Source organism: Pseudomonas sp. WS 5146 (assembly GCF_012985495.1).
Classification (GTDB): domain Bacteria; phylum Pseudomonadota; class Gammaproteobacteria; order Pseudomonadales; family Pseudomonadaceae; genus Aquipseudomonas; species Aquipseudomonas edaphica.
In genome coordinates this window covers 208,481-231,145 of the sequence record NZ_JAAQWL010000007.1, presented here as the reverse complement: position 1 = coordinate 231,145, position 22,665 = coordinate 208,481, and the positions used below count along the sequence as shown (strand labels likewise).

Annotated in this window: 20 protein-coding genes; 15 read left to right on the top strand and 5 right to left on the bottom strand. The window is 59.1% G+C overall.

Features of this window, described 5'->3' with window-relative positions:
* Positions 1-133 precede the first annotated feature (133 nt).
* From HBO41_RS19315 to HBO41_RS19285, 7 genes are all read left to right on the top strand, one after another.
* On the top strand, positions 134-2,044 hold the full coding sequence (locus HBO41_RS19315; protein ID WP_169987403.1) for a sigma-54-dependent Fis family transcriptional regulator: 1,911 nt from the start codon (positions 134-136) through the stop codon (positions 2,042-2,044).
* Positions 2,045-2,215: 171 nt separating this feature from the next.
* Positions 2,216-5,422 (top strand): hypothetical protein, encoded by a 3,207-nt coding sequence (locus HBO41_RS19310; protein WP_169987401.1) that lies wholly within the window; start codon positions 2,216-2,218, stop codon positions 5,420-5,422.
* 276 nt (positions 5,423-5,698) lie between these two features.
* The gene (locus HBO41_RS19305; RefSeq protein ID WP_169987399.1) at positions 5,699-6,667 is read left to right on the top strand and encodes a hypothetical protein; all 969 of its coding nucleotides are present in this window, start codon (positions 5,699-5,701) and stop codon (positions 6,665-6,667) included.
* A gap of 487 nt (positions 6,668-7,154) precedes the next feature.
* Positions 7,155-8,255: a hypothetical protein gene (locus HBO41_RS19300; RefSeq protein WP_262380433.1), complete on the top strand. Its 1,101-nt coding sequence runs from the start codon at positions 7,155-7,157 to the stop codon at positions 8,253-8,255.
* A gap of 113 nt (positions 8,256-8,368) precedes the next feature.
* Positions 8,369-9,718, top strand: a complete 1,350-nt coding sequence (mpl, locus tag HBO41_RS19295; protein WP_169987397.1) for a UDP-N-acetylmuramate:L-alanyl-gamma-D-glutamyl-meso-diaminopimelate ligase — start codon at positions 8,369-8,371, stop codon at positions 9,716-9,718.
* Positions 9,715-10,344: a flavin prenyltransferase UbiX gene (ubiX, locus tag HBO41_RS19290; protein WP_017136038.1), complete on the top strand. Its 630-nt coding sequence runs from the start codon at positions 9,715-9,717 to the stop codon at positions 10,342-10,344. The genes mpl and ubiX overlap by 4 nt, the downstream gene beginning before the upstream one ends.
* Positions 10,337-10,621, top strand: a complete 285-nt coding sequence (locus HBO41_RS19285; protein WP_099547584.1) for a YceK/YidQ family lipoprotein — start codon at positions 10,337-10,339, stop codon at positions 10,619-10,621. The genes ubiX and HBO41_RS19285 overlap by 8 nt, the downstream gene beginning before the upstream one ends.
* Positions 10,622-10,735: 114 nt before the next feature.
* Here the strand turns inward: HBO41_RS19285 and HBO41_RS19280 are convergent, their stop codons facing one another.
* From HBO41_RS19280 to HBO41_RS19270, 3 genes are all read right to left on the bottom strand, one after another.
* A complete protein-coding gene (locus HBO41_RS19280) occupies positions 10,736-11,377 on the bottom strand; it encodes an oxidoreductase (RefSeq protein ID WP_017136040.1) in 642 nt (213 codons plus the stop codon).
* 29 nt (positions 11,378-11,406) lie between these two features.
* A complete protein-coding gene (locus HBO41_RS19275; RefSeq protein ID WP_017136041.1) occupies positions 11,407-13,125 on the bottom strand; it encodes a C13 family peptidase in 1,719 nt (572 codons plus the stop codon).
* A gap of 105 nt (positions 13,126-13,230) precedes the next feature.
* On the bottom strand, positions 13,231-13,686 hold the full coding sequence (locus HBO41_RS19270) for a MaoC family dehydratase (RefSeq protein ID WP_099547585.1): 456 nt from the start codon (positions 13,684-13,686) through the stop codon (positions 13,231-13,233).
* Positions 13,687-13,850: 164 nt separating this feature from the next.
* Here HBO41_RS19270 and HBO41_RS19265 point away from each other — a divergent pair, with 164 nt between their 5' ends.
* From HBO41_RS19265 to HBO41_RS19255, 3 genes are read left to right on the top strand one after another with little or no spacing between them, the layout of a single operon-like run.
* Positions 13,851-14,204, top strand: coding sequence for a CidA/LrgA family protein (locus HBO41_RS19265; protein WP_017136042.1), 354 nt, complete (start codon positions 13,851-13,853; stop codon positions 14,202-14,204).
* Positions 14,201-14,917 carry an LrgB family protein gene (locus tag HBO41_RS19260; RefSeq protein ID WP_017136043.1) on the top strand — a complete coding sequence of 239 codons (717 nt, stop codon included), beginning with the start codon at positions 14,201-14,203 and terminating at the stop codon, positions 14,915-14,917. Before HBO41_RS19265 ends, HBO41_RS19260 begins: the two co-directional genes overlap by 4 nt.
* 21 nt (positions 14,918-14,938) lie before the next feature.
* A complete protein-coding gene (locus HBO41_RS19255; protein WP_017136044.1) occupies positions 14,939-15,532 on the top strand; it encodes an LON peptidase substrate-binding domain-containing protein in 594 nt (197 codons plus the stop codon).
* On the opposite strand, the gene HBO41_RS19250 is transcribed toward HBO41_RS19255, so the two are convergent.
* Positions 15,526-16,842: a bifunctional DedA family/phosphatase PAP2 family protein gene (locus HBO41_RS19250; RefSeq protein ID WP_169987395.1), complete on the bottom strand. Its 1,317-nt coding sequence runs from the start codon at positions 16,840-16,842 to the stop codon at positions 15,526-15,528. The two genes, HBO41_RS19255 and HBO41_RS19250, sit on opposite strands and share 7 nt — an antisense overlap.
* Positions 16,843-16,936: 94 nt before the next feature.
* The gene (locus HBO41_RS19245) at positions 16,937-17,620 is read right to left on the bottom strand and encodes a DNA-3-methyladenine glycosylase (protein WP_099547586.1); all 684 of its coding nucleotides are present in this window, start codon (positions 17,618-17,620) and stop codon (positions 16,937-16,939) included.
* A 174-nt stretch (positions 17,621-17,794) separates the two neighbouring features.
* Here HBO41_RS19245 and HBO41_RS19240 point away from each other — a divergent pair, with 174 nt between their 5' ends.
* From HBO41_RS19240 to mrdA, 5 genes are all read left to right on the top strand, one after another.
* Complete coding sequence (locus tag HBO41_RS19240; protein ID WP_169987393.1) at positions 17,795-19,060, top strand: glutamate-5-semialdehyde dehydrogenase; 1,266 nt, start codon at positions 17,795-17,797, stop codon at positions 19,058-19,060.
* Positions 19,060-19,704, top strand: a complete 645-nt coding sequence (gene nadD / locus HBO41_RS19235; protein WP_017136048.1) for a nicotinate-nucleotide adenylyltransferase — start codon at positions 19,060-19,062, stop codon at positions 19,702-19,704. Before HBO41_RS19240 ends, nadD begins: the two co-directional genes overlap by 1 nt.
* Positions 19,705-19,773: 69 nt before the next feature.
* Entirely contained in the window at positions 19,774-20,268 is a 495-nt protein-coding gene (rsfS, locus tag HBO41_RS19230) for a ribosome silencing factor (RefSeq protein WP_003215432.1), read from the top strand.
* A gap of 9 nt (positions 20,269-20,277) precedes the next feature.
* Positions 20,278-20,745 (top strand): 23S rRNA (pseudouridine(1915)-N(3))-methyltransferase RlmH, encoded by a 468-nt coding sequence (gene rlmH / locus HBO41_RS19225; RefSeq protein WP_003176297.1) that lies wholly within the window; start codon positions 20,278-20,280, stop codon positions 20,743-20,745.
* Between the two features lie 15 nt (positions 20,746-20,760).
* Positions 20,761-22,659 (top strand): penicillin-binding protein 2, encoded by a 1,899-nt coding sequence (gene mrdA, locus HBO41_RS19220; protein WP_017136049.1) that lies wholly within the window; start codon positions 20,761-20,763, stop codon positions 22,657-22,659.
* The last annotated feature ends 6 nt before the right edge of the window (positions 22,660-22,665 follow it).

The window sequence follows — 22,665 nt, the reverse complement described above, 5'->3', positions numbered from 1 at the left end:
AAGGCTGGCACAGTCGGTGTGACAGTTTGTGCCATAAGCGATACACCCTGTGACCGGTGGGTCGGCGCGGGATTGCAATGGCCGGATGGCTGGGGGATGCTGGCTGCTCTCACGCAGGGAGAATAATAAGAACATGCACAACGATCATTTCAGTCGCCATGCTCAACAGGTCCTCACCGTCACCCGCGGGCAAGACCTCGCCCACGGCCCCGGCAGCGACCCGTCCATCGCCCGGTCCTGGTTGCGGTGCCTTGAGGACTATCACCTCGACCCCGCGCTGACCATGGCGCCCACCGTGCTGGAACACGGGCGCCTGCTGGAAAGTCGCGAGCGCTTGCAGCAAGTGCTGCGCATTGCCGGCAGTGAGATGAACAGCCTGCATCAACAACTTTCCGGCGCCGGCCATGCGGTGCTGCTCACCGATGCGCGTGGGGTGATCCTCAACTGCGTTACCGCGCCGGCCGAGCGCAAGGTGTTCGAGCGTGCGGGGCTATGGCTGGGGGCCGACTGGAGCGAGGCGTGCGAGGGCACCAATGGCATCGGCACTTGCCTGGTGGAGCGCCAGTCGCTGACCATTCACCGCGATGAGCATTTTCGCGGCCGCCACACCGGTCTGACCTGCTCAGCGAGCCCGGTGTTCGATCCCCATGGAGAACTGCTGGCCGTGCTGGATGTGTCTTCTGCACGTGAGGCGGTGTCGCGCCAAAGCCAGTTCCACACCATGGCGTTGGTGAACTTGTCGGCCAAGATGATCGAAAGTTGTTACTTCCTGCGCCATTTTGAAAAGCACTGGCTGCTGCGCTTTCACTTGCAGGCGGAATCTGTGGGGTTGTTCAGCGAAGGGCTGCTGGCCTTCGACGGTGACGGACGTATCTGTGCGGTCAACCAGAGCGCCCTGAACCTGCTGGGCCAGGCGCGGGGCGGTTTGCTGGGGCAGCCGGTGGAAGCGTTTTTCGAATGCTCGCTGGACCAGTTGCTTGGCCGCGCCAGTGCCAATGCCACCGCCAGTTGGCCGTTGCGTACGCGCGATGGCCGGCATTTGTTCGCTGCGTTGCGTGGTCAGGCACGGAGTACACCGCCGGCGCCGATGGCCAAGCCCGAGGCACCGCGCCTGCCGGGCATCTGTCTCGGCGACCCGGTGTTACAGAGTGATTTTCGCAAGGCCCTCAGGGTATTCGAGCGCGACGTGCCCCTGTTGATCAACGGCGAAACCGGCTGTGGTAAAGAAGCCTTCGCCAAGGCGGTGCATCAAGCCAGCCAGCGCGCCGACAAGGCTTTCGTTGCGCTTAATTGCGCCGCCATCCCGGAAAACCTGATTGAAAGCGAGTTGTTCGGTTATCGCGGCGGCAGCTTTACCGGCGCGCTGAAAGAAGGCATGCGCGGTAAATTACAGCAGGCCGATGGCGGCACCCTGTTTCTCGATGAGATAGGCGACATGCCTTTCGCGTTGCAAACCCGTCTTTTAAGGGTGCTGGAAGACCGCGTGGTGGTGCCCATCGGGGGCGCGCCGCAGGCGGTGGACGTCAGAATCATCAGCGCGACCCACCGCGACCTGTTAGCGCGTGTTGCCGACGGTAGCTTCCGCGAAGACCTTTACTATCGCCTCAACGGCCTTGAGATTGCCGTGCCGCCCTTGCGCGACCGTAGCGACAAAGCGCAATTACTGGCGTTTTTGCTGGCGGAGGAAGCCGCAGGGCAAGCGGTGGTGCTTGATGAGCCAGCGCGGCGCGCTTTGCTGGACTACGCCTGGCCGGGAAACATTCGGCAATTGCGCAACGTGTTGCGTACTTTGGCGGCGTTGTGCGAGGACGGGAAAATCAGCGTTGAAGACCTGCCGCCCATCATTCGCCAACCGCGCCCCGTGAGGGCTTTAGAGCCCCAGCAGGGGGGCGTTCTGGACGATGCAGAGCGTGTAGCGTTACTCAATGCACTCAAACAGCAACATTGGCACATGTCCCGCACGGCAGAAAGTTTAGGCGTGAGCCGGAATACGCTTTACAGGAAGTTACGTCGGCACGGAATTGAACGTTGTTCACACGCGTGATCTGCACGTTGTTACTGCAGCCCTCATAGTGCCCGCTTTTAGTCACCGATGAGAGAAGTGGGTTGAAACGTTTGGATAAACCTTGCCTGATGTTTTTTGTGTGATTTGTACAGTTGTGAGCCACTCAGTCTCTGAATAGTTACTTGTTTTTATTCGGGTTCGGGTGTGGAAATGACAAATATTGAAGCAGTAAAAGTATCACCCATCTTATCCAGTACAGGGGCCGATGAGCCTCCTGCGGCTGGCGCCAGGGTTAGCACCGATAAAGCACATGATAAACGCAACACGGATGCTCAGGTGCCTGACATCCCCGAAACCCGGGCGGTGGCTGACGCTCAGTTGGCGAGGCCCTACGCGTTAGCATTAGCGACGCGCTCCTTTCACACCTCAATGGGGCCAATGGATGTTCAAGTGCCTGCGCAGTCCACACTCGGTCGTTGGCGGACCCAATTGGACGACGCCTTTAAAAGCCGGGGGTTTTTATCGTGGGCGAAAGAACAGGGCCTTGATAGCAAAAGCCTCAAAGTGGATCCGTTCGCCGGGGAATTGACGGGAATTGTAAATGGCAAGATTCACACTTTTTCCTTAGAAGACAATTCGGGTTGGTCGGACATCTCCAGGGTGCTGTTGTCGATTGCCAGGGTGATCGCTCCAAAGCCTGGGCAGGCGTTCAGTTATCCTTGGCCGGACGGTAAGGTGCCGCTGTACACGGTGGGTCGATTTTACGCAGAACCTATTGATCTCTCCCCTTCGCAAGCCGCTGCGCATCGAGAGAAACTGAGGGCCGGGTCAGCGTTTGAGTTCGCACCTGTGGGTCATGCGTCCCAGCGATCTGTCGAGGCGTTAGTGGAGCAGGGCGAGGCGCTGGGTGATGACGCTAATCGTCATGCACTTATCGCGGCGCTGAACGCCCAGGTAGACGATGCTGAAGGGAAAATAGATCTGAATAACGTTATGGTCCCGATTGACCGACGTTCAAGTTTATTTATCGAGGAGCAGCGCCGGGAGATAAGTGTTGCTCAGATGCTCGAAAATAAGGGGCATAAGCTACCTGGCAACCGTGCGCAGGCGCTTGGCTTGGCGAACGCACTCTCCTTTGACCTTGCCCATCGGATGCCTGGGGCCGACGGTGGGGGCGTCAGGCATATTGCGGGACTGCTGAATAAAACCGCGTTGCGCAAGATGAAGGCGGTAGTGGATCCGTGGAAGTTGAAACATGCAAGCCCGGCTCCTGATTCTCACGCAGGAGCCGGCAGTTTTATACGTAGCCTGATGAACAGGCCTGGGGCGCCTGCCCAGAAGATGATTCTGGACAATCCCTCATTGGCATTGGACCAGCTCATTCGGACGACCGATGCACAGACGTTGGGACTGGACATACAAAAAAGAATCAGCTCAGCAGAGTCGCCGACCGGTGCGATTGAGGCATTGACTGCGGCACTCTTGCAGGACCTTGATCCTAACCCAGATAAGTCATGCTTCAACGTGGCGGGTTATAACCTCTATCAACGCGACAATATGGGGGCTAGCGCTTCTGAGATTGTTAAACGTTTTACGACTTATCTTGAAACTAAGCTGGGCGCGGATGTGGCCCCTCTTGCTGCGCAGCTATTACTGTCCGCCGTCGCCCCTGAACTCAAAGTAAAAAATATTCCTCCCGAACTGGTTTTTGGATCTTATACGTGGACTGAATTTTCTATAGCGGTTGCACTGGTAGAGCAGGGAGATCGCGGCGGCGCATCGGGAAACATGACGTTTCGTCAAATAGTGGACTATGCCGATGTGCAACTTAATATTCTTGAGGATGAGGACGCGTTAGCAAGCATGTCGATCAATCCGCTTAGGGCGTGGGGGGTCGCTAACAAGGTGATAAAATACAGCCCCGACGGTCAATATACGCCCGAGGAAAGTGAGCAATCACAGCGCGTGTTAAAAAAGCAGAAAAGGGAGCTGGAATGGGCACGCACTGAGTTGTTGAAGCCGCCCCCGACGCGGGAGTCGGAGGCGCTGTCTGAGTTCAAACGGGTGTACCCGGATGTTGATCCGACGAAGACAACCTTATGCAGTGTCATGGATAGCCGTTATATCGTATCGCCACTTGATGTCTATATGACGAAGCCTTTTGAGCCAGACAGGTGGAAGTCACGTGATGAAAAAGAGTTGCCTTGGACGCAGATGAAGTCTCGCTTTTCTGAGCTTGATAACAATATCGGTCAAACGTTTGCTGAGAAGTTTGAGGGCTATAAAAAGACTCAGGCCGCGGGGTGGGCTATTCAGTTCAAATATCAGGCGTCTTTGCTGTCTATGGCTGAACAGGAGCGTATAAGTCAATCAACTGTAACGTTCATGCGAGTGTCTCGTCCTTTTTTGGGCACAGAGGAAACGAACAACCTACAGCTTTACCCCGGGCGCCAACCCCGAAAGCCCACTCCACACGAACTCAAAGAGTTGGAAGGGGGGCAAGGCTTGCTTATGAAAGTTGAGGGCGGGGAGGGGGCGGTTGAGTACTTTAGTTATTTTCCAGCCCTGGGAAAAATTGTTAAGGAAAAGGGAGTGCCGGCAGAGCAGCCAAACTTTGACGATCGCAGGTATTTTTCTCCGGGTTACGAGGCACGAGTCCCTGGCACGTACAATGTGTTTACAGAATTTGCCACCAATAATGAGCGTGATTCGCCTGATGTAATCGGTGAAGCAAGAACGCCGTATTTTTCTCAACGGAACGGTTCGCTGGGTGCCGCGGTGGGTGATTTTTTTACCAAGGATTATGATTATTTAAAAACAAAGCTTTTCGGTGAAACGAGGATTGAAAAGAACACCAGGGCTAATCAGGCTGTCAACAATTTTCTCCTTTCGCTTATTCCCTTCTATGATGGTATTAAAGATGCGATCGACGGCAATGTTGCCGGCGCAGCTTTTAATATCGGGTTCGATTTTTTAGGGTTTTTTCTCCCTGGGGCAAGTGCCGCGAATAGGGCCTTGAAGCTTGGTAAGTCAGCAGGCAAGGTGCTCAAGCGGTCTTTTTTTGCAGGCGTCGGTGCTTCTGTGGGGGTTACCGATATCGTTGATCTGCCGAAAAACTTTAAACGGGGGATAGTCGCCTTAGGTAAGGATTTAAAGACGGTACGCAAACATTCAGATGAGGTGCTTGCTCGACTGAAAGGGAATTACAGATTTTATGAGGTGACAGGAAATTACAAGGAGGGTGATATTGTCAAGGGCTTCTATCAGGTGGAGTCGGACGGTGTAAGCAGGCCAGTAGTTGCGCTATTTAAAAAGGGCGCTTGGTATGCATACAGTACTGTTACCAATACACCCTTTGGCCCTCAGTTAGCACAGTTTGGAGTGCTGAATGCACTGACGCCTTCGGATAAACCATAATGGTTTTAACGGGCGCGGCTTAGCGAAAAAGTCGCCGCGCCCGTCTGAGTTGTTAATAAGTTCGCGTTTGGTTGAGTCGTCGGGCTGCGATTTTTAGTATCCGTGCGGCTGACGCACTGTGCCTGTGTGCCTGGATCGTTTTTGCCGACGTTGTTGTAGGTCAGTGGCGGGTGTGTATTTTTTTATAGCCTGGAACTGTATGAGGTGTTTGTGTCACCTAATGGCTGAAGGAAATGGATGGCTTTCTAATTAAAACTAATTATTAGGCAGGACGTTATGATATTTGCAAATGCAGTTGAACGGCCATTGGTATGCTCAAAGATTTCGAATTTTTTCAGTGGCGGATGGACCAGAAGCGAGCCGCCTAGCCCTGTAAGAACACCTGATGCTCCCAAGATAGAGGGCGCGGCAGCGGCCAAACCCGCAGACGGTAGCAATAACGGTTTTGATCAGGGGTTCATTGATAAACAAGTGACATCCCTCGAAGGCCCGGGGCACGCCAGTGGCCAACGACAGCCGGGGCAGGCCACTGATACAAATGCCACTGCTTCGCAAGTGGCTGACTATAGAGAAGCGAACAGGAAAAAGTGGCAAACGCAAAAAGATGCTGAAGCCCGTGACAAGTTGTTCGGTCAGCCCACACCGGGTCGAGTCGATGGGCAAGAGGTTCCACCGTTCTCTTCTCGAGCGCTTGAGGAAAATGCAGCGGATTTAAGCAAAGCCTCAGGGGCGGAGTCCAAGTTTGAGCTGGGTAAGGCATATAAAAATGCACTGGTGACTTCATCGATTACTTTGCCAGTTACGATAGTTGCTTTTGTGACCATCGGAACTATCAATGAAACTATTAAACCTCACCTCAGTGCAACCCCCGCTGCTGAGGGTGTCACCGTTGCTGAGGGCGCCCCCGTTGATGAAGGAAAGCTCGTCGATCGTAAGCAGACAAGTGTATTTCAAGTGGCCAATACCTTAGCCAATCTGCGGGGCGAAGGGCATGTTGGGCCATCGGACAAATGGGCAGCGCAAACCGATGAGGAACGTTTGGATTCTCTCGATGCAATACTTGACTATTGCGAGCCCGAACTGGTTAAGGATGCACAAAAGTACGGCGTTAAGTTTCAACCTGCTACCTCGGGCGGTGATAGCGACGATATAAAGACCCGCACAGCTGTCATCGATTCCAGGCTGGCGGCCCTGACGGCACTGTTCGGTGTCTTAAAGGGGAAAGTATCGGGCAGTGCCAACTAGTAGGCCGGCGCGTGTCACGGGTCAGGCGATTGGCGGGAACGAGGTCGACGCTGCGCTGAACGCCTGCACTCTGATTGACCTGCACTCTGATTGAAGAGTGCGGGCTTTTCTTGCGGGTGAAGTAATTTTTTATGGCGTGCTTATGTGAGTGCTTCCGGTTTCTGCTGATCTTGCGCATAGCGCTATCGGCGCTGATTGATTGGCATAGAGAAGTGCTGGGCCGGGATGAACACGTTCATCGCGTACGAAAGTGCGCTGCAGCGCCGGCCTGAGCGGCTGTGCAAGTCTAAAAAGATAGCTCGAACAGCAAGGTAGGTGGGAACGCTTAAAGTGTCGAGTTTAACGCTGTGCTTCATCCGTGAGAGGGCGTTGTCTTACAGGGCGTGTTGGCAGGCTCTGGCTGGAACTGTACTGGGTGGGGTGCCCACTCATTCAGGGCAACTGCTTAGAGTGTTTTCATACAATAACAATCATGCTGGTGAACACTATGAACATTATTCCTTCAATGGCCACTTTCATTGCTTCACACCCTGTATCCGTCGACCAGCCTGCTGCGCAGCTCGAGTCGTATAAAGCTGATCCTGCTGATTGGCCTTTGTCGCAAACCAAGGGGGCCATCGAGAGCAAAAACCTCAAGTGGGGAGGTGGAAGGGGGCCGAGGCCTCCATCTCCACCACCTGCTCCAGCTCCTGTGCCGCCGCCGCTACCACCGCGCCCGCGTCCGCCCGTGCCGCCCAAGCCGAAACCAGATCCTAAACCCGCGCCGCCGAGCAAGCCCGGGCCTGCACCCAAGCCCCAGGGCGGTGGGTTCAAGGACGCGGGGAGCACTGTCATGCAGATCAATAAAATCAAGGCCAATGACGAGTTGATGATGGCCAATTTGCGCAAGCAGGCGCCTATCAGTGTGGCGGAGGCTGCCAAGCGAGTTTTTGATGCCGACAAAATGGTCAAGGCCGGTGTGATTGATACCGGGCCAAGCGCCCTGCGCGTTGCTCGTGATGCGGCTATCAGTGCCGGTATCACCGGGATGGTCAGCGCGCCGATCAACGTAGCAGCCTATGCAGGCTTCGTGGCCGCCGGAGAGCGGATCAAGTCTTCTTACGCCCCTGGTGTATTGCCGCCACCGTTTTTGCCCGGCGCCAGCAGCCCGCCCAAAAAGGGTGACGCTGCCGAGCACATTGATTCGACGCCCGATTCGACAGCCGATTCGTCAGGCACGATTGACCAGCGCCTGGATGATTTCGAGATAAAGCTGTTGGGCATGGGCTCCACCGTCATGATTCTGTTGGGCGAGAACAACCGTGTATTTACCAAGAGTGAAAGTTGGCCAACCGATAACGACGCACGCTTAAGCAACCTGGAAAAGATACTCAGGTTCTCTGAGCAACAATTGAAGAAGATCACTCGGCAGAACGGAATTATTTTTAAACCATATAAACCCGGCGAACCCATACCTGCCGATGCAGAAGGGCGTCTTGACCTGATCGACAAGAAGTTCAAGCGCATGGACGAGGCCTATGAAAACCTGCGTTTGCTCGCTGCTTTGAAAGCCAGTCAGCGCAACACTCAAGCACCCGCCATCGCTTGAGGATGGCACTATCGAGCGAAATGCCAGACGCATTTCGCTCGCCCGCTGACCGTTTAAAAGGTGCGATTTCCTACTCCCTGCGCTAACCTGCCTCGATGTTTACGAGGTCAACTATGCACATTCATATTCTGGGTATCTGCGGCACATTCATGGGTTCGATGGCGGTCCTGGCCAAAGAGTTGGGCCATCACGTTACTGGCTCCGACGCCAACGTTTATCCGCCCATGAGCACGCAGCTTCAGGCCCAGGGTATTGAGCTGACCCAAGGTTACGACCCCTCACAGTTCGACCCGGTCCCGGATCTGGTGGTGATCGGTAACGCCATGTCACGTGGTAACCCGGCGGTCGAATATGTACTCAACAAGGGCTTGCCCTATGTTTCCGGCCCGCAATGGCTGGCCGACCATGTGCTGCAAGGCCGCTGGGTTCTTGCTGTGGCGGGCACCCATGGCAAGACCACCACCAGCAGCATGCTGGCCTGGGTGCTTGAGCATGCGGGCATGAGCCCGGGTTTCCTGATCGGCGGTGTGCCGCAGAACTTCTCGGTGTCGGCGCGTTTGGGCGATACGCCGTTTTTCGTGATTGAGGCCGATGAATACGACAGTGCTTTCTTCGACAAGCGCTCCAAGTTCGTCCATTACCGCCCGCGCACCGCGATCCTCAACAATCTTGAGTTCGACCACGCGGACATTTTCTCTGATCTGGCCGCCATTGAGCGCCAGTTCCATCATTTGGTGCGCACCATCCCCAGCGAAGGCCTGGTGATCCACCCGACCACCGAGCCGGCCCTGCAGCGCGTGATCGACATGGGCTGCTGGACGCCGGTGCAAACCACCGGCGCGGGCGGGCAGTGGCAGGTCAAGTTGCTCAGCGAAGACGGCTCGCGCTTTGAAGTGCTGTTCGAGGGTGAGGCCCAAGGCGTCGTCGAATGGGACATGACCGGTCAACATAACGTCGCCAATGCCTTGGTCACCCTGGCGGCCGCACGGCATGTGGGCGTGGTGCCTTCCATGGGCATCGCCGCCTTGAGCGCGTTCAAGAGCGTGAAACGCCGTATGGAAAAAGTCGCAGATGTGAACGGGATTACCATCTACGACGACTTTGCCCACCACCCAACAGCCATTGCGACCACGCTGGATGGCCTGCGCAAGCGCGTCGGTGATGCCAATATCATTGCCATTATTGAGCCGCGCTCCAATTCCATGAAACTCGGCGCGCACCGCGATGGTTTGCCGGAAAGCGTCAACGACGCCGACCAGGTGGTTTGGTACGCCCCGACTAACCTCGGCTGGGACCTGCCGGCGATTGCGGCGCTGTGCACGGTGCCTTCCATCGTGTGCGACTCCATTGAAGCGATCATCGAACACGTCAAACATCAAGCCAAGCCCGGCACCCATGTGGTGGTCATGAGCAACGGCGGTTTCGGTGGCCTGCACGGCAAGCTGGCCGAGGCGCTCAAATGAGTGGCCCGGAACGCATTACCCTGGCGATGACCGGCGCGTCCGGTGCGCCTTACGGCCTGCGCTTGCTGGACTGCCTGGTGCGCGAAGACCGCGAGGTGCACTTCCTGATTTCCAAGGCCGCGCAACTGGTGCTGGCCACCGAGACGGATGTGCAACTGCCGGCCAAGGTGCAGATGATGCAAGCCTTCCTCACCGAGTACACCGGCGCGGCTGCCGGGCAGATCAAGGTGTACGGTAAAGAAGACTGGATGTCGCCGGTAGCGTCCGGCTCCGGTGCGCCGGCGGCGATGGTGGTAGTGCCGTGCTCCACCGGCACCTTGTCGGCGATTGCCACGGGCGCCTGCAACAATCTGATCGAGCGGGCGGCTGACGTGACCTTGAAGGAGCGCCGCCAGTTGATCCTGGTGCCGCGCGAGGCGCCGTATTCGAGTATTCACCTGGAGCACATGCTCAAGTTGTCGAACATGGGCGTGACCATCTTGCCGGCTTCGCCAGGGTTTTATCACCAGCCGCAAACCATCGATGACCTGGTGGACTTTGTGGTGGCGCGCATTCTCAACCTGCTGAACATTCCCCAGGACATGCTGCCACGTTGGGGCGAGCACCATTTGAGCAGCGATGAATAAGGCGCTGCTGGTAATGTTGGCGCTGCAACTGACAGGCTGCGCCACGGCGCGCACGCTGGATGCCGCGCAACCCGGGGCGCCGGTGGTGTATGCAGGCACGCGGCTGGATGTGTATGCGATCAATGGCGGCTGTTGCGCCAAGGATCGATTTGGCGCTGAGGCGCCGAGCTATCCGCATGTGGATCTGCCGGCCAGCGCGTTGCTCGACACCTTGCTGTTGCCGCTGTCGTTATTGACGGTGTTGGGTGTGGGGTTTAACGCAACAGGCGGGCTTTAGTGTTGCGTTGAGTGTGCGGGCCTCATCGCGGGCAAGCCCGGCTCCCACAGGGGAATGCCTTCCAAAGGTGGGAGCTGGCTTGCCTGCGATGGGGCCCGCACAGGCGCTGCTAGATCATTTGCCGAGCTTGCGCAACTCATCCGACTCCACCACCCGCACGCCATCCTGCTCTTCCAGCGCCAGGCGCCACATGGCGCGGGCCAGTTCGCAGACTTCGATACCGTGGTATTTGCCCGGAATCAACCGCGACAACGGCCCGGCGATTTTCTCGGCCAGGCGCGATTCCAAGCGTTCCCCCAGCAGCAACGAAGGCCGCACGATGGTCAGTTGCGGCCAGTCCTGAGCCTTGAGCGCTTGCTCCATTTCGCCTTTGACGCGGTTGTAGAAAATCGAGGACTTCGGGTCGGCGCCAATCGCGCTGATCACGATCAGGTGCCGAGCGCCCATCTCCCGTGCGCGCTTGGCGAAGGCCACCACCATGTCCAGGTCGACCGCACGGAAGGCTTCTTCTGAACCGGCTTTTTTAATCGTGGTGCCCAGGCAGCAGAAGGCGATATCAACCTGGCCGCTCAGTTGCGGCAGGAACACCGCCGGGTCACCCACCGGGTTTTCCAGGTGTGGGTGTTCGGCCAACGGCTTGCGGCTAGGTGCCAGTACGCGGGTCACCGTGGGTTCGTTGAGCAGGCGGTCGAGCAGGTGTTCGCCGGTCAGGCCGGAGGCGCCGGCGAGCAGGATATGCTGAGGTGTCAGGTACATGGTGTTTCCCCCTTGTTACACGTTACAGCTTAGTTGCCTTTGGCTTCCTTGCTATTCATTGAGACGCTTTCGAGCGCCTTTCGTGCCTGCTGTTTACGTAACAATTGCCAGTGGGCGATCACGCCTTTGGGCGCCCAGATCTGCGGTTCAGAGGCTTCGAAGTTGTCCGCCTGTTCACGCTCGGCCACGTGCAGCTGCGCCAGTTTGAAGGCTTGTTGCAAATCGTCGGTCTGGTTGAAGGCCTGGGCGAACAGGGCGTCGCCGAAGTAGGTGAAGTCCGCTTCCTCGGAGCAACCGAAAGACACGCGATCCGCGCGCGAGGCGGTCATGATCAGCGTGTGCTCGTCCTTCAGGGCCGGGATAAACCCACCGGAGTAGCAGGCGGAAATCACGATGATCTTGTCGCGGTCCTTGAGCGGCGCAAGCACGGCGGCCAGCTCATCGGCGGGCAGGTCGGCCAGCTCCATGCGCGGCTGGTCGAGCACCAGTTCATGTTCGTGGGTGCCGTGGCTGGTCATGTAGATAAACACCAGGTCTTGCGGCCCGGTGCGTTCGGCCAGGGTTTGCACAGCGCGGCGCAGGCTTTCGCGGGTGGCCAGCGGGCGGTCGGCGATGTGGTCGCGGTGGTTGACCAGACGAATCTGCCCGCGCGCACCGAAGCGCGTGGCGAGCATGTTGCTGACGTAATCGGCTTCGCGCAGGAACACGCTTTGTTTGCCATCGCCGGCCAATACCAGGGTGTACAGCTCGACGGCAGGCGTGGAGGGTGGCACGGCGGCAAGGGCGGCATCGAGCAAGCGGCCCTGGGCCAGTATGCCGACCTCCAGTGGGTCGGGCAGCAACTTGCCGTCGGCATCGCGCACGCGCATGCCGTTGACCCAAGTGCCGGCCTGCACGGTGCCGTCGGTGAGTACCAGGGTGCCTTTGCCCTGGTAGCTGTCGCTGTCGAAACCACCGACATAGAAACTGCCGTCGGTGAGGTTCAGACGGCCTTCGCCGCTGAAGCGCCATTCGCTGAACTGGCCCACGTAGTGGCTGCCGTCCACACCGATCAACTCGCCTTTGCCGCTGAGCGCGCCTTCCTTGAACTGGCCGATCCACACGTCGCCGTCGGCGTTTTCATAACGGCCCTTGCCGTTGAGCTGGTTCTGTTTGAACTGGCCGACATAGATATCGCCGTCGGCACTGTTGAAGGTGCCATTGCCTTCAAGCTGGCCATCGACAAAACGACCACTGAACTGGTTGCCACTGTCGTCGTTGCGCTGGCCTTCGCCATTGGGTTTGCCGTGCACGAACTGGCCCTGGTACTGGCTGCCGTCGGCCAATTCCAGGCGGCCAAGGCCGGAATATTGATCGTTTTTGAATTCGCCGCGATAGGTCATCTGCCCCTCTTTGAGGGTGCCTTCGCCGTTGCGTCGCCCGTTCTTGAAACCGCCGACGTAGCTGCTGCCCGCCGTGGTCAGGCTGCCTTGGCCATCGAACAGGCCTTGCTGGAACTGGCCTTTATAGACCTCGCCGTTGCTGCCATGCCATTCGCCCTGGCCGTGCCACTGGCCTTTGTCGAACTGGCCGGCGTACCAACTGCCATTGGGGTAGTCCACGCGGCCCTGGCCTTGCAGCAAACCGTTGACCACATCACCCCGGTAACGGCCGCCGTCGGGCAGGCGCGCATCGGGCGGCAACAGCGATTCGCCGTCTCCGCAAGCGGTGAGCAACAGGGCAAGGGCAAGGGGAGCGAGTGGGCGCATAGCGGGATCCGGATAATTGAGCGCCGAGTATGCCGCAGCTGCGAGTTTCATACATAAATTTACATACACTGTGGCAAGGTTTGTTGCCTCGCCACAGGCCCGGCCTTACACGAAGCAGAGTGACAGCGACTCGGCGATGTAAGCAGGTTTTTCCTGGCCTTCGATTTCCAGGGTGGCGGTGGCCTTAAATAGCCATTGGCCAGGTTTTTTCTCGGTCACGTCGGTGAGGGTGACGTTCAGGCGGACTTTGGAATTAACCTTTACCGGCTGGATAAAACGCACGCTGTCCAGCCCATAGTTGACCGCCATCTTCAGGCCTTCGGGCATGATCAGGATGTCTTCCATCAGCTTGGGCATCAACGACAGCGACAGGAAACCGTGGGCGATGGTGCTGCCGAACGGGGTCTTGGCGGCCTTGATCGGGTCAACGTGGATGAACTGATGATCGCCGGTGGCTTCTGCGAACAGGTTGATACGCGCCTGGTCGATGGTGAGCCATTCGGAACGTCCCAGTTCCTTGCCGACATAATCTTTGAGCTGCGCTACAGGTACATAGGGCATTGCGACTCTCCTTGGTTCATCGATTCTGTTTTTTATGAGTTACAGAGAACCAATGTAGATCATCATGGGCAACCCACCCGGTCAACCCACCATGCTTTTGGCGAATGCCGAAGCATATGGCGGGCGTGCTTATAATGCGTCCCAGCTTTAGAGGGGAGAGAGCGATGCTGTTACGGGGCCTGACCTGGCTGGTGCTGTTTCAATTGATCGGCACCGCGATCAACCATTTGCTGTTGCCGGTGCTGCCGGGGCCGATTATTGGCTTGCTGCTGATGCTGGGTTTTTTGATCTGGCGCGGTGAAGTCGGCGAGCCCCTGAGCCTGGCTGCCAGCAGCCTGTTACGTTACTTGCCGTTGCTGCTGGTGCCGCCGGCGGTGGGCGTGATGGTCTACGCCAAGGACATTGCCGCCGATTTCTGGGCCATCATCGGCGCGCTCGTTTTGTCGCTGGTGATCGCCATGGGTTTTGTCGGCGTGCTGATGCAGCGCATGGTCAAGCGCAAGGAGCGCGATCAATGATCGGCGACTGGCAGGGCGCGTGGGCTGCGGTTATTCATCATCCGTTGTTCGGCATCGGCATCACCCTCGGCGCTTATCAACTGGTGCTGGCGGCATTCGAGAAAACCCGCTGGGTCTTCCTGCAGCCGGTGCTGGTGTCGATGCTGCTGGTGATCGGCGTGCTGCTCAGTTGCGGCCTGACCTACGTCGAGTACCGCAAGAGCACCGAGATCATGGGCATCCTGCTCGGTCCGGCGACGGTGGCTTTGGCGGTGCCGCTGTTCTTGAACCTGCGACGGATTCGTCAATTGTTCTGGCCGATTTTTACTACGCTGGTGATAGGCGGCGTGGTGGCCACCGGCTTGTGTGTGCTGCTGGGCTGGTGGTTCGGCGCCGAACATATGATGCTGATGACCATGGCGCCCAAGTCGGTGACCTCGCCGATTGCCATGCTGGTGGCTGAGCAGATCGGTGGCGTGGCTGCGCTGGCGGCGGTGTTTGTGCTGATCACCGGGGTGATCGGCGCGATGATCGGCCCGGCGTACCTGTCGCGCCTCGGTGTGCACAGCCCCGAGGCGCGTGGCATGGCGCTGGGCATGACCGCCCACGCCGTCGGCACCTCGGTGGCCTTGCAGGAAAGTGAAGAGTGCGGCGCCTTCGCGGCGTTGGCCATGAGTCTGATGGGCGTGGGCACGGCGGTTTTCCTGCCGTTGGCCGTGTCGGTGATCGTTTAAACCAGGTTTAAGGAAACCTTTATGAGTCTGGCGCTGTTCCCGCTCAATACCGTGCTGTTCCCTGGCTGCACCCTCGACTTGCAACTGTTCGAGGCGCGCTACCTGGACATGATCAGCCGCTGCATGAAAAAGGGCGAAAGCTTTGGTGTGGTGTGCATCCTCGACGGCAAGGAAGTCGGCATGGCCCCGGACGGCTACGCGCTGATCGGTTGTGAAGCGCTGATCCGCGATTTCAAGCAGCAGGACAACGGCCTGCTGGGGATTCGCGTCGAAGGTGGCCGCCGCTTCCGCGTGCGCGACGCCGGCGTGCAGAAGGATCAGTTGCTGGTGGCCGAGGTGCAATGGCTCGAGGAGCTGCCCGACCAGCCTTTGGAAGAAGAGGACGCCGACCTGCTGGCGTTGCTCCAGGCCCTGGCCGAGCACCCGATGGTGGCGTCGCTGGACATGGACGCGCATGCCGAGGGTCAGCAAGCCTTGGGCAATCAGCTGGCGTATCTGCTGCCGTTCACCGAGGCCGACAAGATCGACCTGCTGCAACTCGATGACCCACAGCAGCGCCTGGATGCGATCCAGATGCTGCTCGACGAGTTGCAGGGCGAACTGTTCACTCAGTAGGCGTAGCGCAACAGGGCGTGGGGTGTGCCGGTGAGGGCGATAAAGCTCAGCACCGCCACCAGCACCGGGAGCAGCAGCCACCAGGTTTTCTGCGGCATGGCCGGCAGCGGGCTTCGATACTGGATGACGGCCAGGCTGAAGGCGCACACCGTCATCGCCAGCAGCGTGCCGGCCAGTATGTCCGTGGGCCAATGCGCGCCCAGGTAAACCCGTGACAGCGCAATAAAAGCGGCGGGAATACAGCCCAGCAACATCCAGGTCAGGCGCAGGCGCGTGGGTTGCCCGCGCCCGGCCAGCACCGCCAGTGCGAGAAAGAACGCAAAGGCGCCGGAGGCGTGGCCGCTGGGCATGCTGAAACTGGTCAGTGGTTCTGTGAGGATTTCCGGGCGGCCGCGGGCGAAAAACAGCTTGGTGCCCGTGTTGATCACCGCCGCCCCCGCCAACGTAGCACCGACGAACACGGCATGCCGCCATTGCCGTGCCACCAGCAGCAGGCCAGTGAAAATCGCGCTGGCGATAAACATCTTCCTGAATTCACCCAGTTGGGTAATCCGCACCATCACCTCGTCCAGCCACGGGCTGCGATGCTCCTGGACCAAAGCACTGAGGCCCTGGTCGAAGTGGTTGAGGTGGGGATAGCCGATAAACAGGGCAATCAACAAGGTCAGGCTGGCGCAGCCTACCCACACAGTGGCGCGACGATGACCGCGCAGGCTGCTGTTCAAGCTCAGCCCCAGCAACACCGCGATACACCCAGTGACAATCCCGGCTTCCAGCCAGAAACCTTCCGGCAGCGGCAGGCGGAAGGCGGCGCCAGTGGCCCAGCCTGGCAGCAGGTAGGCCACCGACCAGCCGGCGGCGGCCACAATGCTTACGGCGGCAAAACGCGGGAACGGCATGTCGCACATGCCCGCCACCATCGGCAGCATGGGGCGCAGCGGGCCGATGAAACGCCCGACCAGCAGGCTGGCGATGCCGTACTTGTGGAAGTAGGTTTCGGCGCCGTTCATCCATTCCGGATGGTGGCGTAAACCGGGCAGGCGGCGGATGTTCTGATGGAAGTGTCGGCCCAGGTAGTAGGAAACGCCGTCGCCCAGCAAGCCGCCGAGAAAGCCCAGCAGCAAGGTTTCACTCAACGACAGCGCACCGCTGCCGGCCAGGGCCGCAATGGCAAACAGCAAGACGGTGCCTGGCACGATCAGACCGGCGATGGCCAGGCATTCAACGCACGCGACGATAAATACCGCCACCGCCAGCCATTCGGGGTTCAGTGTGAGCCAGCCGGTAATGCTATCGAGCCATTGGCCCATAAAACTTCACTCCATTTATGTCGGCAGTGGCGATCAACTGTGGGAGCAGGCAAGCCAGCTCCCACATTCGATCTGCTGGGCTGCTTCTGTCTGTTCAAATCAAAAAATAATCACGGCCTTCGACCTGGCCCCGGCGCAGCGGGTTCCGGGTGCAATACGGTGCATAACCCGCATCCACGAAGCGGTACATCAGGTGTTCATCGCGCCCGCTGGGGATGCCCAGGCGGGTGGTCTGGATGATTTGCGTCGGGGTTTGGCCCACGTCTTCAACAAACAGCAGTTCCTGATCGAAGCGCTTGGCGTCCCACATCGGCACTTTCAGGCCCAGGGCTTTGCACAGCAGCGTTTGGCCGGCGCAAAGTTTTTGCGAGGGGCGTGGGTGGCCATTGGCGTCCGGGTTGTTGAGCAGCATCTGCGCCAGGCTCGCCGGGCCGGACAGCTCATCGACCCACGGATAAGCCGATTTGATCAGCACCGCATTGCCGGGGCCGTGAGCGCTGAAGTTCAGTGAATCGCCGCCACGGGCGTAGTACATGTAGATGTGCCCACCATCCAGAAACAAAGCCTTACGCTTTTCTGTGTAACCGAGTGAGGCATGGCTGCCTTTTTCGGCCACGTAATAGGCTTCGGTTTCGATAATTCGCGCCGAAAGCCAGGTTTCACCGACGCGGTGGCGGATGACTTTGCCGAGCAATTCGCGCGCAAGAATTTGCGCGTCACGGTCGAAGAAGCTATCGGGCAGGGCGCTGGCGGGCAGTTGGGGGGCAAAACTGGACATGGTGGTAAGGGTTAATACGGCTAAATGTGACCGAATAATAACAACTCCCACCTTAATTACCGCTGAACCCCAAGTTTTTACAGTTCATTTCGACCATCCGCCCCTCACCGCTGTCAGTCGGGCGGCGTCACAGCTATAATCTGCCGCTTTCCTCTTTGCCAAGACTCCCTGACCATGACTGAGTCCGTTCTTGACTACATGACCCGCCTGGGTCGCGCTGCCCGGCAGGCCTCGCGGTTGATCGCCCGTGCGAGCACTGCGCAGAAGAACCGTGCCTTGCTGGCTGCCGCCGATGCTCTGGATGCTTCGCGCTCCGAGCTGGCCGCCGCCAACGAACTGGACCTGGCCAACGGCCGCGCCAATGGCCTGGAGCCGGCCCTGCTGGACCGTCTGGCGCTGACCCCGGCACGTATCGACGACATGATCGAAGGCCTGCGTCAGGTGGCCAAGCTGCCTGACCCCATCGGTGAAATCCGCGATATGCGCTACCTGCCCTCCGGCATTCAGGTCGGCAAGATGCGCGTGCCGCTGGGCGTGATCGGCATCATCTATGAGTCGCGCCCGAACGTGACCATCGACGCCGCGAGCCTGTGCCTCAAGTCGGGCAACGCCACCATCCTGCGTGGCGGTTCCGAGGCCATTCATTCCAACCGCGCCATTGCTGTGTGCATCCAGCAAGGCCTGGCCGTGGCCGAGCTGCCGGCTGAAGTGGTGCAGGTGGTGGAAACCACCGACCGCGCCGCCGTAGGCGCGTTGATCACCATGCCGGAATTCGTCGACGTGATCGTGCCGCGTGGTGGCAAGAGCCTGATCGAACGCGTCAGCCGTGATGCCAAGGTGCCGGTAATCAAGCACCTGGACGGCGTGTGCCATGTGTACATCGACATCTCGGCCGACCTCGACAAGGCGATCCGCATCGCCGACAACGCCAAGACCCACCGCTACGCGCCATGCAACACCATGGAAACCCTGCTGGTACACGCTGGCATTGCCGAGCGCGTGCTGCCGCCGCTGGCTGCCATCTACCGTGACAAGGGCGTGGAACTGCGTGGTTGCGAACGTACCCGTGCACTGCTGGGCGCGGACGTGATCGAAGCGACTGAAGACGACTGGTACACCGAGTACACGGCGCCGATCCTGTCGATCCGCATCGTTGATGGCCTGGACCAGGCCATCGAACACATCAATAAATACGGCTCCAAGCACACCGACGCTATTGTTTCCGAGCATTTCAGCGATGCCCGGCGTTTCCTCACCGAAGTGGATTCCGCCTCGGTGATGATCAACGCCTCGACGCGTTTTGCCGACGGCTTCGAGTATGGCCTGGGGGCGGAGATCGGCATTTCCACCGACAAGCTCCACGCACGCGGCCCGGTTGGCCTGGAAGGTCTGACCAGCGAGAAGTACGTGGTGTTCGGCGACGGTCATGTGCGCACTTGATGGGTAAACGCATCGGGCTGCTCGGCGGCACCTTCGACCCCGTGCACATCGGCCATTTGCGCAGTGCCCTGGAAGTCGCGGATGCCCTCGCGCTGGATGAGTTACGCGTGATGCCTAACGCGCGGCCACCCCATCGCGATATGCCGCAGGTGTCTGCGCAGCAACGCCTGGAGATGGTGCGCCTGGCTGTAGAAGGTATACCGCCGCTGGTGGTGGACGACCGCGAACTCAAACGCGATAAACCGTCCTACACTGTCGACACCCTGGAACTGATGCGCGCCGAGTTGGCCGCAGATGACCAGTTGTTTCTGCTTTTGGGCTGGGACGCATTTTGCGGCCTGCCCTCTTGGCATCGCTGGGAGGAACTCCTCCAGCATTGCCACATCCTGGTTTTGCAACGCCCGGATGCCGACAGCGAACCGCCGGATGCCTTGCGCAACCTGCTGGCCGCGCGGTCGGTAAGTGACCCCTTGGCCCTGACCGGGCCGAACGGGAATATTGCATTCGTCTGGCAGACCCCGCTTGCGGTGTCCGCCACCCAGATCCGTCAACTGCTGGCCAGCGGGAAGTCGGTACGTTTCCTGGTGCCTGACGCGGTCCTGGCCTACATCGATGCGCACGGGCTTTACCGTGCGTCGAACTGAAAAGGCGCGCTTGATCGCACGAACATTCGTGCAGCGGGCGCCCGAACATACGAGCAAAACGAGTTTTATATGACGAACAAAGACGTAAGCAAAGTTAAGCGCAAAGGCACTTTCAAAAGCGCCCCGCTGCCAGTAGAAGCGCACACCGGCCCTGAGCTGGCTGGCGAAGAGCTGGTAAAAGTCGCCGTGGCTGCCCTGGAAGACGTTAAAGCCCAGGACATTCAGGTGCTGGACGTGCGCGACAAGCAAAGCATCACCGACTTCATGATCATTGCTACCGGTACTTCCAACCGCCAGATCGGCGCGATGCTCGACAAGGTTCGCGAAGCCGTCAAAGCCCAAGGCGTCAAGCCACTGGGTGAAGAAGGCAAGGGCGACAGCGACTGGGTACTGCTGGACATGGACGACGTGATCGTTCACATGATGACCAGCAACGCCCGCCAGTTCTACGACCTGGAGCGTCTGTGGAAAGGCGCCGAGCAGAGCCGTGCGGCTGATGGCAAGCACCACAGCCCGGAAGTGGGCCATGCGCACTTCGACAAGCTCAACAAAGACCAGGAATAAGGAACGGCTGTGCGCCTGCGTCTGATCGCTGTCGGTTCACGCATGCCCAAGTGGGTGGAAGAAGGCTGGCACGAGTATGCCAAGCGTCTGCCCGCTGAGCTGTCGCTGGAACTGGTGGAAATACCGCTCAACACCCGGGGCAAGAATGCCGACGTGGCGCGCTTTATCCGTCAGGAAGGCGAAGCCATGCTGGCCAAGGTCGGCCCCAACGAGCGCATCGTCACCCTCGAGGTGCACGGCAAGCCCTGGAGCACCGAGCAATTGGCGGTGGAGCTGGATCGCTGGCGCCTGGACTCGCGTACCGTCAACTTCATGGTCGGCGGCCCGGAAGGGCTGGCGCCGGAAGTCTGCGCGCGGGCGGACCAGCGCTGGTCGCTGTCGGCACTCACGTTGCCGCACCCGTTGGTAAGGATTCTGATCGGTGAACAGCTGTATCGCGCCTGGACAGTTCTGTCCGGGCACCCTTACCACAAATAATCTGCGCCATTGCCGATGACCCAGCCGATCCGCATCAAGGACCACGAGAAAGACGCACGTCTGGTACGTTCGCGCGTGGTGTTTGGCGCTTTTTTGGTGGTGGGCTTGATTGCGGTGCTGATTGCGCGCCTGTATTACCTGCAGGTGATCCAGTACGACTATCACTCCACGTTGTCGGAAAACAACCGGGTGCATGTGCAGCCGATCCCGCCGACCCGCGGGCTGATTTTCGACCGCAATGGCGTGGTGGTGGCGGACAACCGGCCCAGCTTCAGCCTGAGCATGACCCGCGAGCGTTCCGGCGACTGGCAGCAGGTCCTCGACGTAATCGTCGAGGTACTGCAACTGACGCCGGAAGACCGCGTGATCTTCGAAAAACGCATGAAGCAGGGGCGTCGGCCGTTCGAGCCGGTGCCGATTCTGTTCGAGCTCAACGAAGAGCAGATCGCGCGCATTGCGGTGAACCAGTTCCGTTTGCCAGGTGTGGAAGTGGTGGCGCAGTTGGTGCGGCATTACCCGCAAGGGGCACACTTTGCGCACTCCGTCGGCTACATGGGGCGCATCAACGAGAAAGAGCTGAAAAGCCTCGATCCGGTGAATTACAGCGGCACCCACCATATTGGCAAAACCGGCATCGAACGCTTCTACGAGCCGGAGCTGCACGGCCAGGTGGGTTACGAAGAAGTTGAGACCAACGCCCGTGGCCGCGTGCTGCGTGTGCTCAAGCGCACCGACCCGATCCCTGGCAAAGACATTGTGCTGAGCCTGGACATCAAATTGCAGGAAGCGGCGGAGATGGCCCTGGGCGGTCGTCGTGGCGCCGTCGTCGCGCTCAACCCGGCCACCGGCGAAGTGCTGGCGATGGTCAGCCAGCCGAGTTTCGACCCGAACCTGTTTGTGACCGGTATCAGCTTCAAGGCCTATGCCGAGTTGCGTGATTCCATCGACCGGCCGTTGTTCAACCGTGTACTGCGCGGGCTGTACCCGCCGGGTTCGACCATCAAGCCGGCGGTGGCGATTGCCGGTCTGGATTCGGGTGTGGTCACGGCATCGAGCCGCGTGTACGACCCTGGCTACTACATGCTGCCCAACTACGATCACAAATACCGTAACTGGAACCGCACCGGTGACGGCTATGTCGACCTGGACACCGCAATCATGCGCTCCAACGACACCTATTTTTATGACCTGGCCCACAAGCTGGGGATTGATCGGCTGTCTGCCTATATGGGCAAGTTCGGCCTCGGTCAGAAAGTCTCCCTGGATATGTTCGAAGAATCCCCTGGCTTGATGCCGTCGCGGGAGTGGAAACGCGCGACCCGTCGTCAGGCATGGTTCCCGGGCGAAACCCTGATCCTCGGCATCGGTCAGGGCTACATGCAGGCCACACCGCTGCAACTGGCCCAGGCCACCGCGCTGGTGGCCAACAAAGGCGTGTGGAACCGCCCGCACTTGGCCAAGACCATCGAAGGCCAGAAGCCTGTGGATGAAAACCCGATTCCGGACATCGTGCTGCGCGACCCGTCCGACTGGGCCAAGGTCAACCACGGCATGCAGCAAGTGATGCACGGTGCCCGTGGCACGGCGCGCAAGGCCGCGGCGGGCGCGCAATACCGCATTGCCGGCAAAAGCGGTACGGCCCAGGTGGTTGCGATCAAGCAGGGTGAGAAATACGACCGCTCCAAGGTTCAGGAGCGTCACCGCGACCACGCCTTGTTTGTCGGCTTTGCGCCGGCCGACGACCCGAAAATCGTGGTGGCGGTGATGGTCGAGAACGGCGAGTCCGGCTCTGGCGTCGCGGCGCCTGTGGTGCGTCAGATCATGGACGCTTGGCTGTTGGCCGACGACGGCAGACTCAAATCCGAATATGGTGGCCCCCCTTCAAGCACCGAGGTTACGGCCCGTGAAGAGTAATTTTGA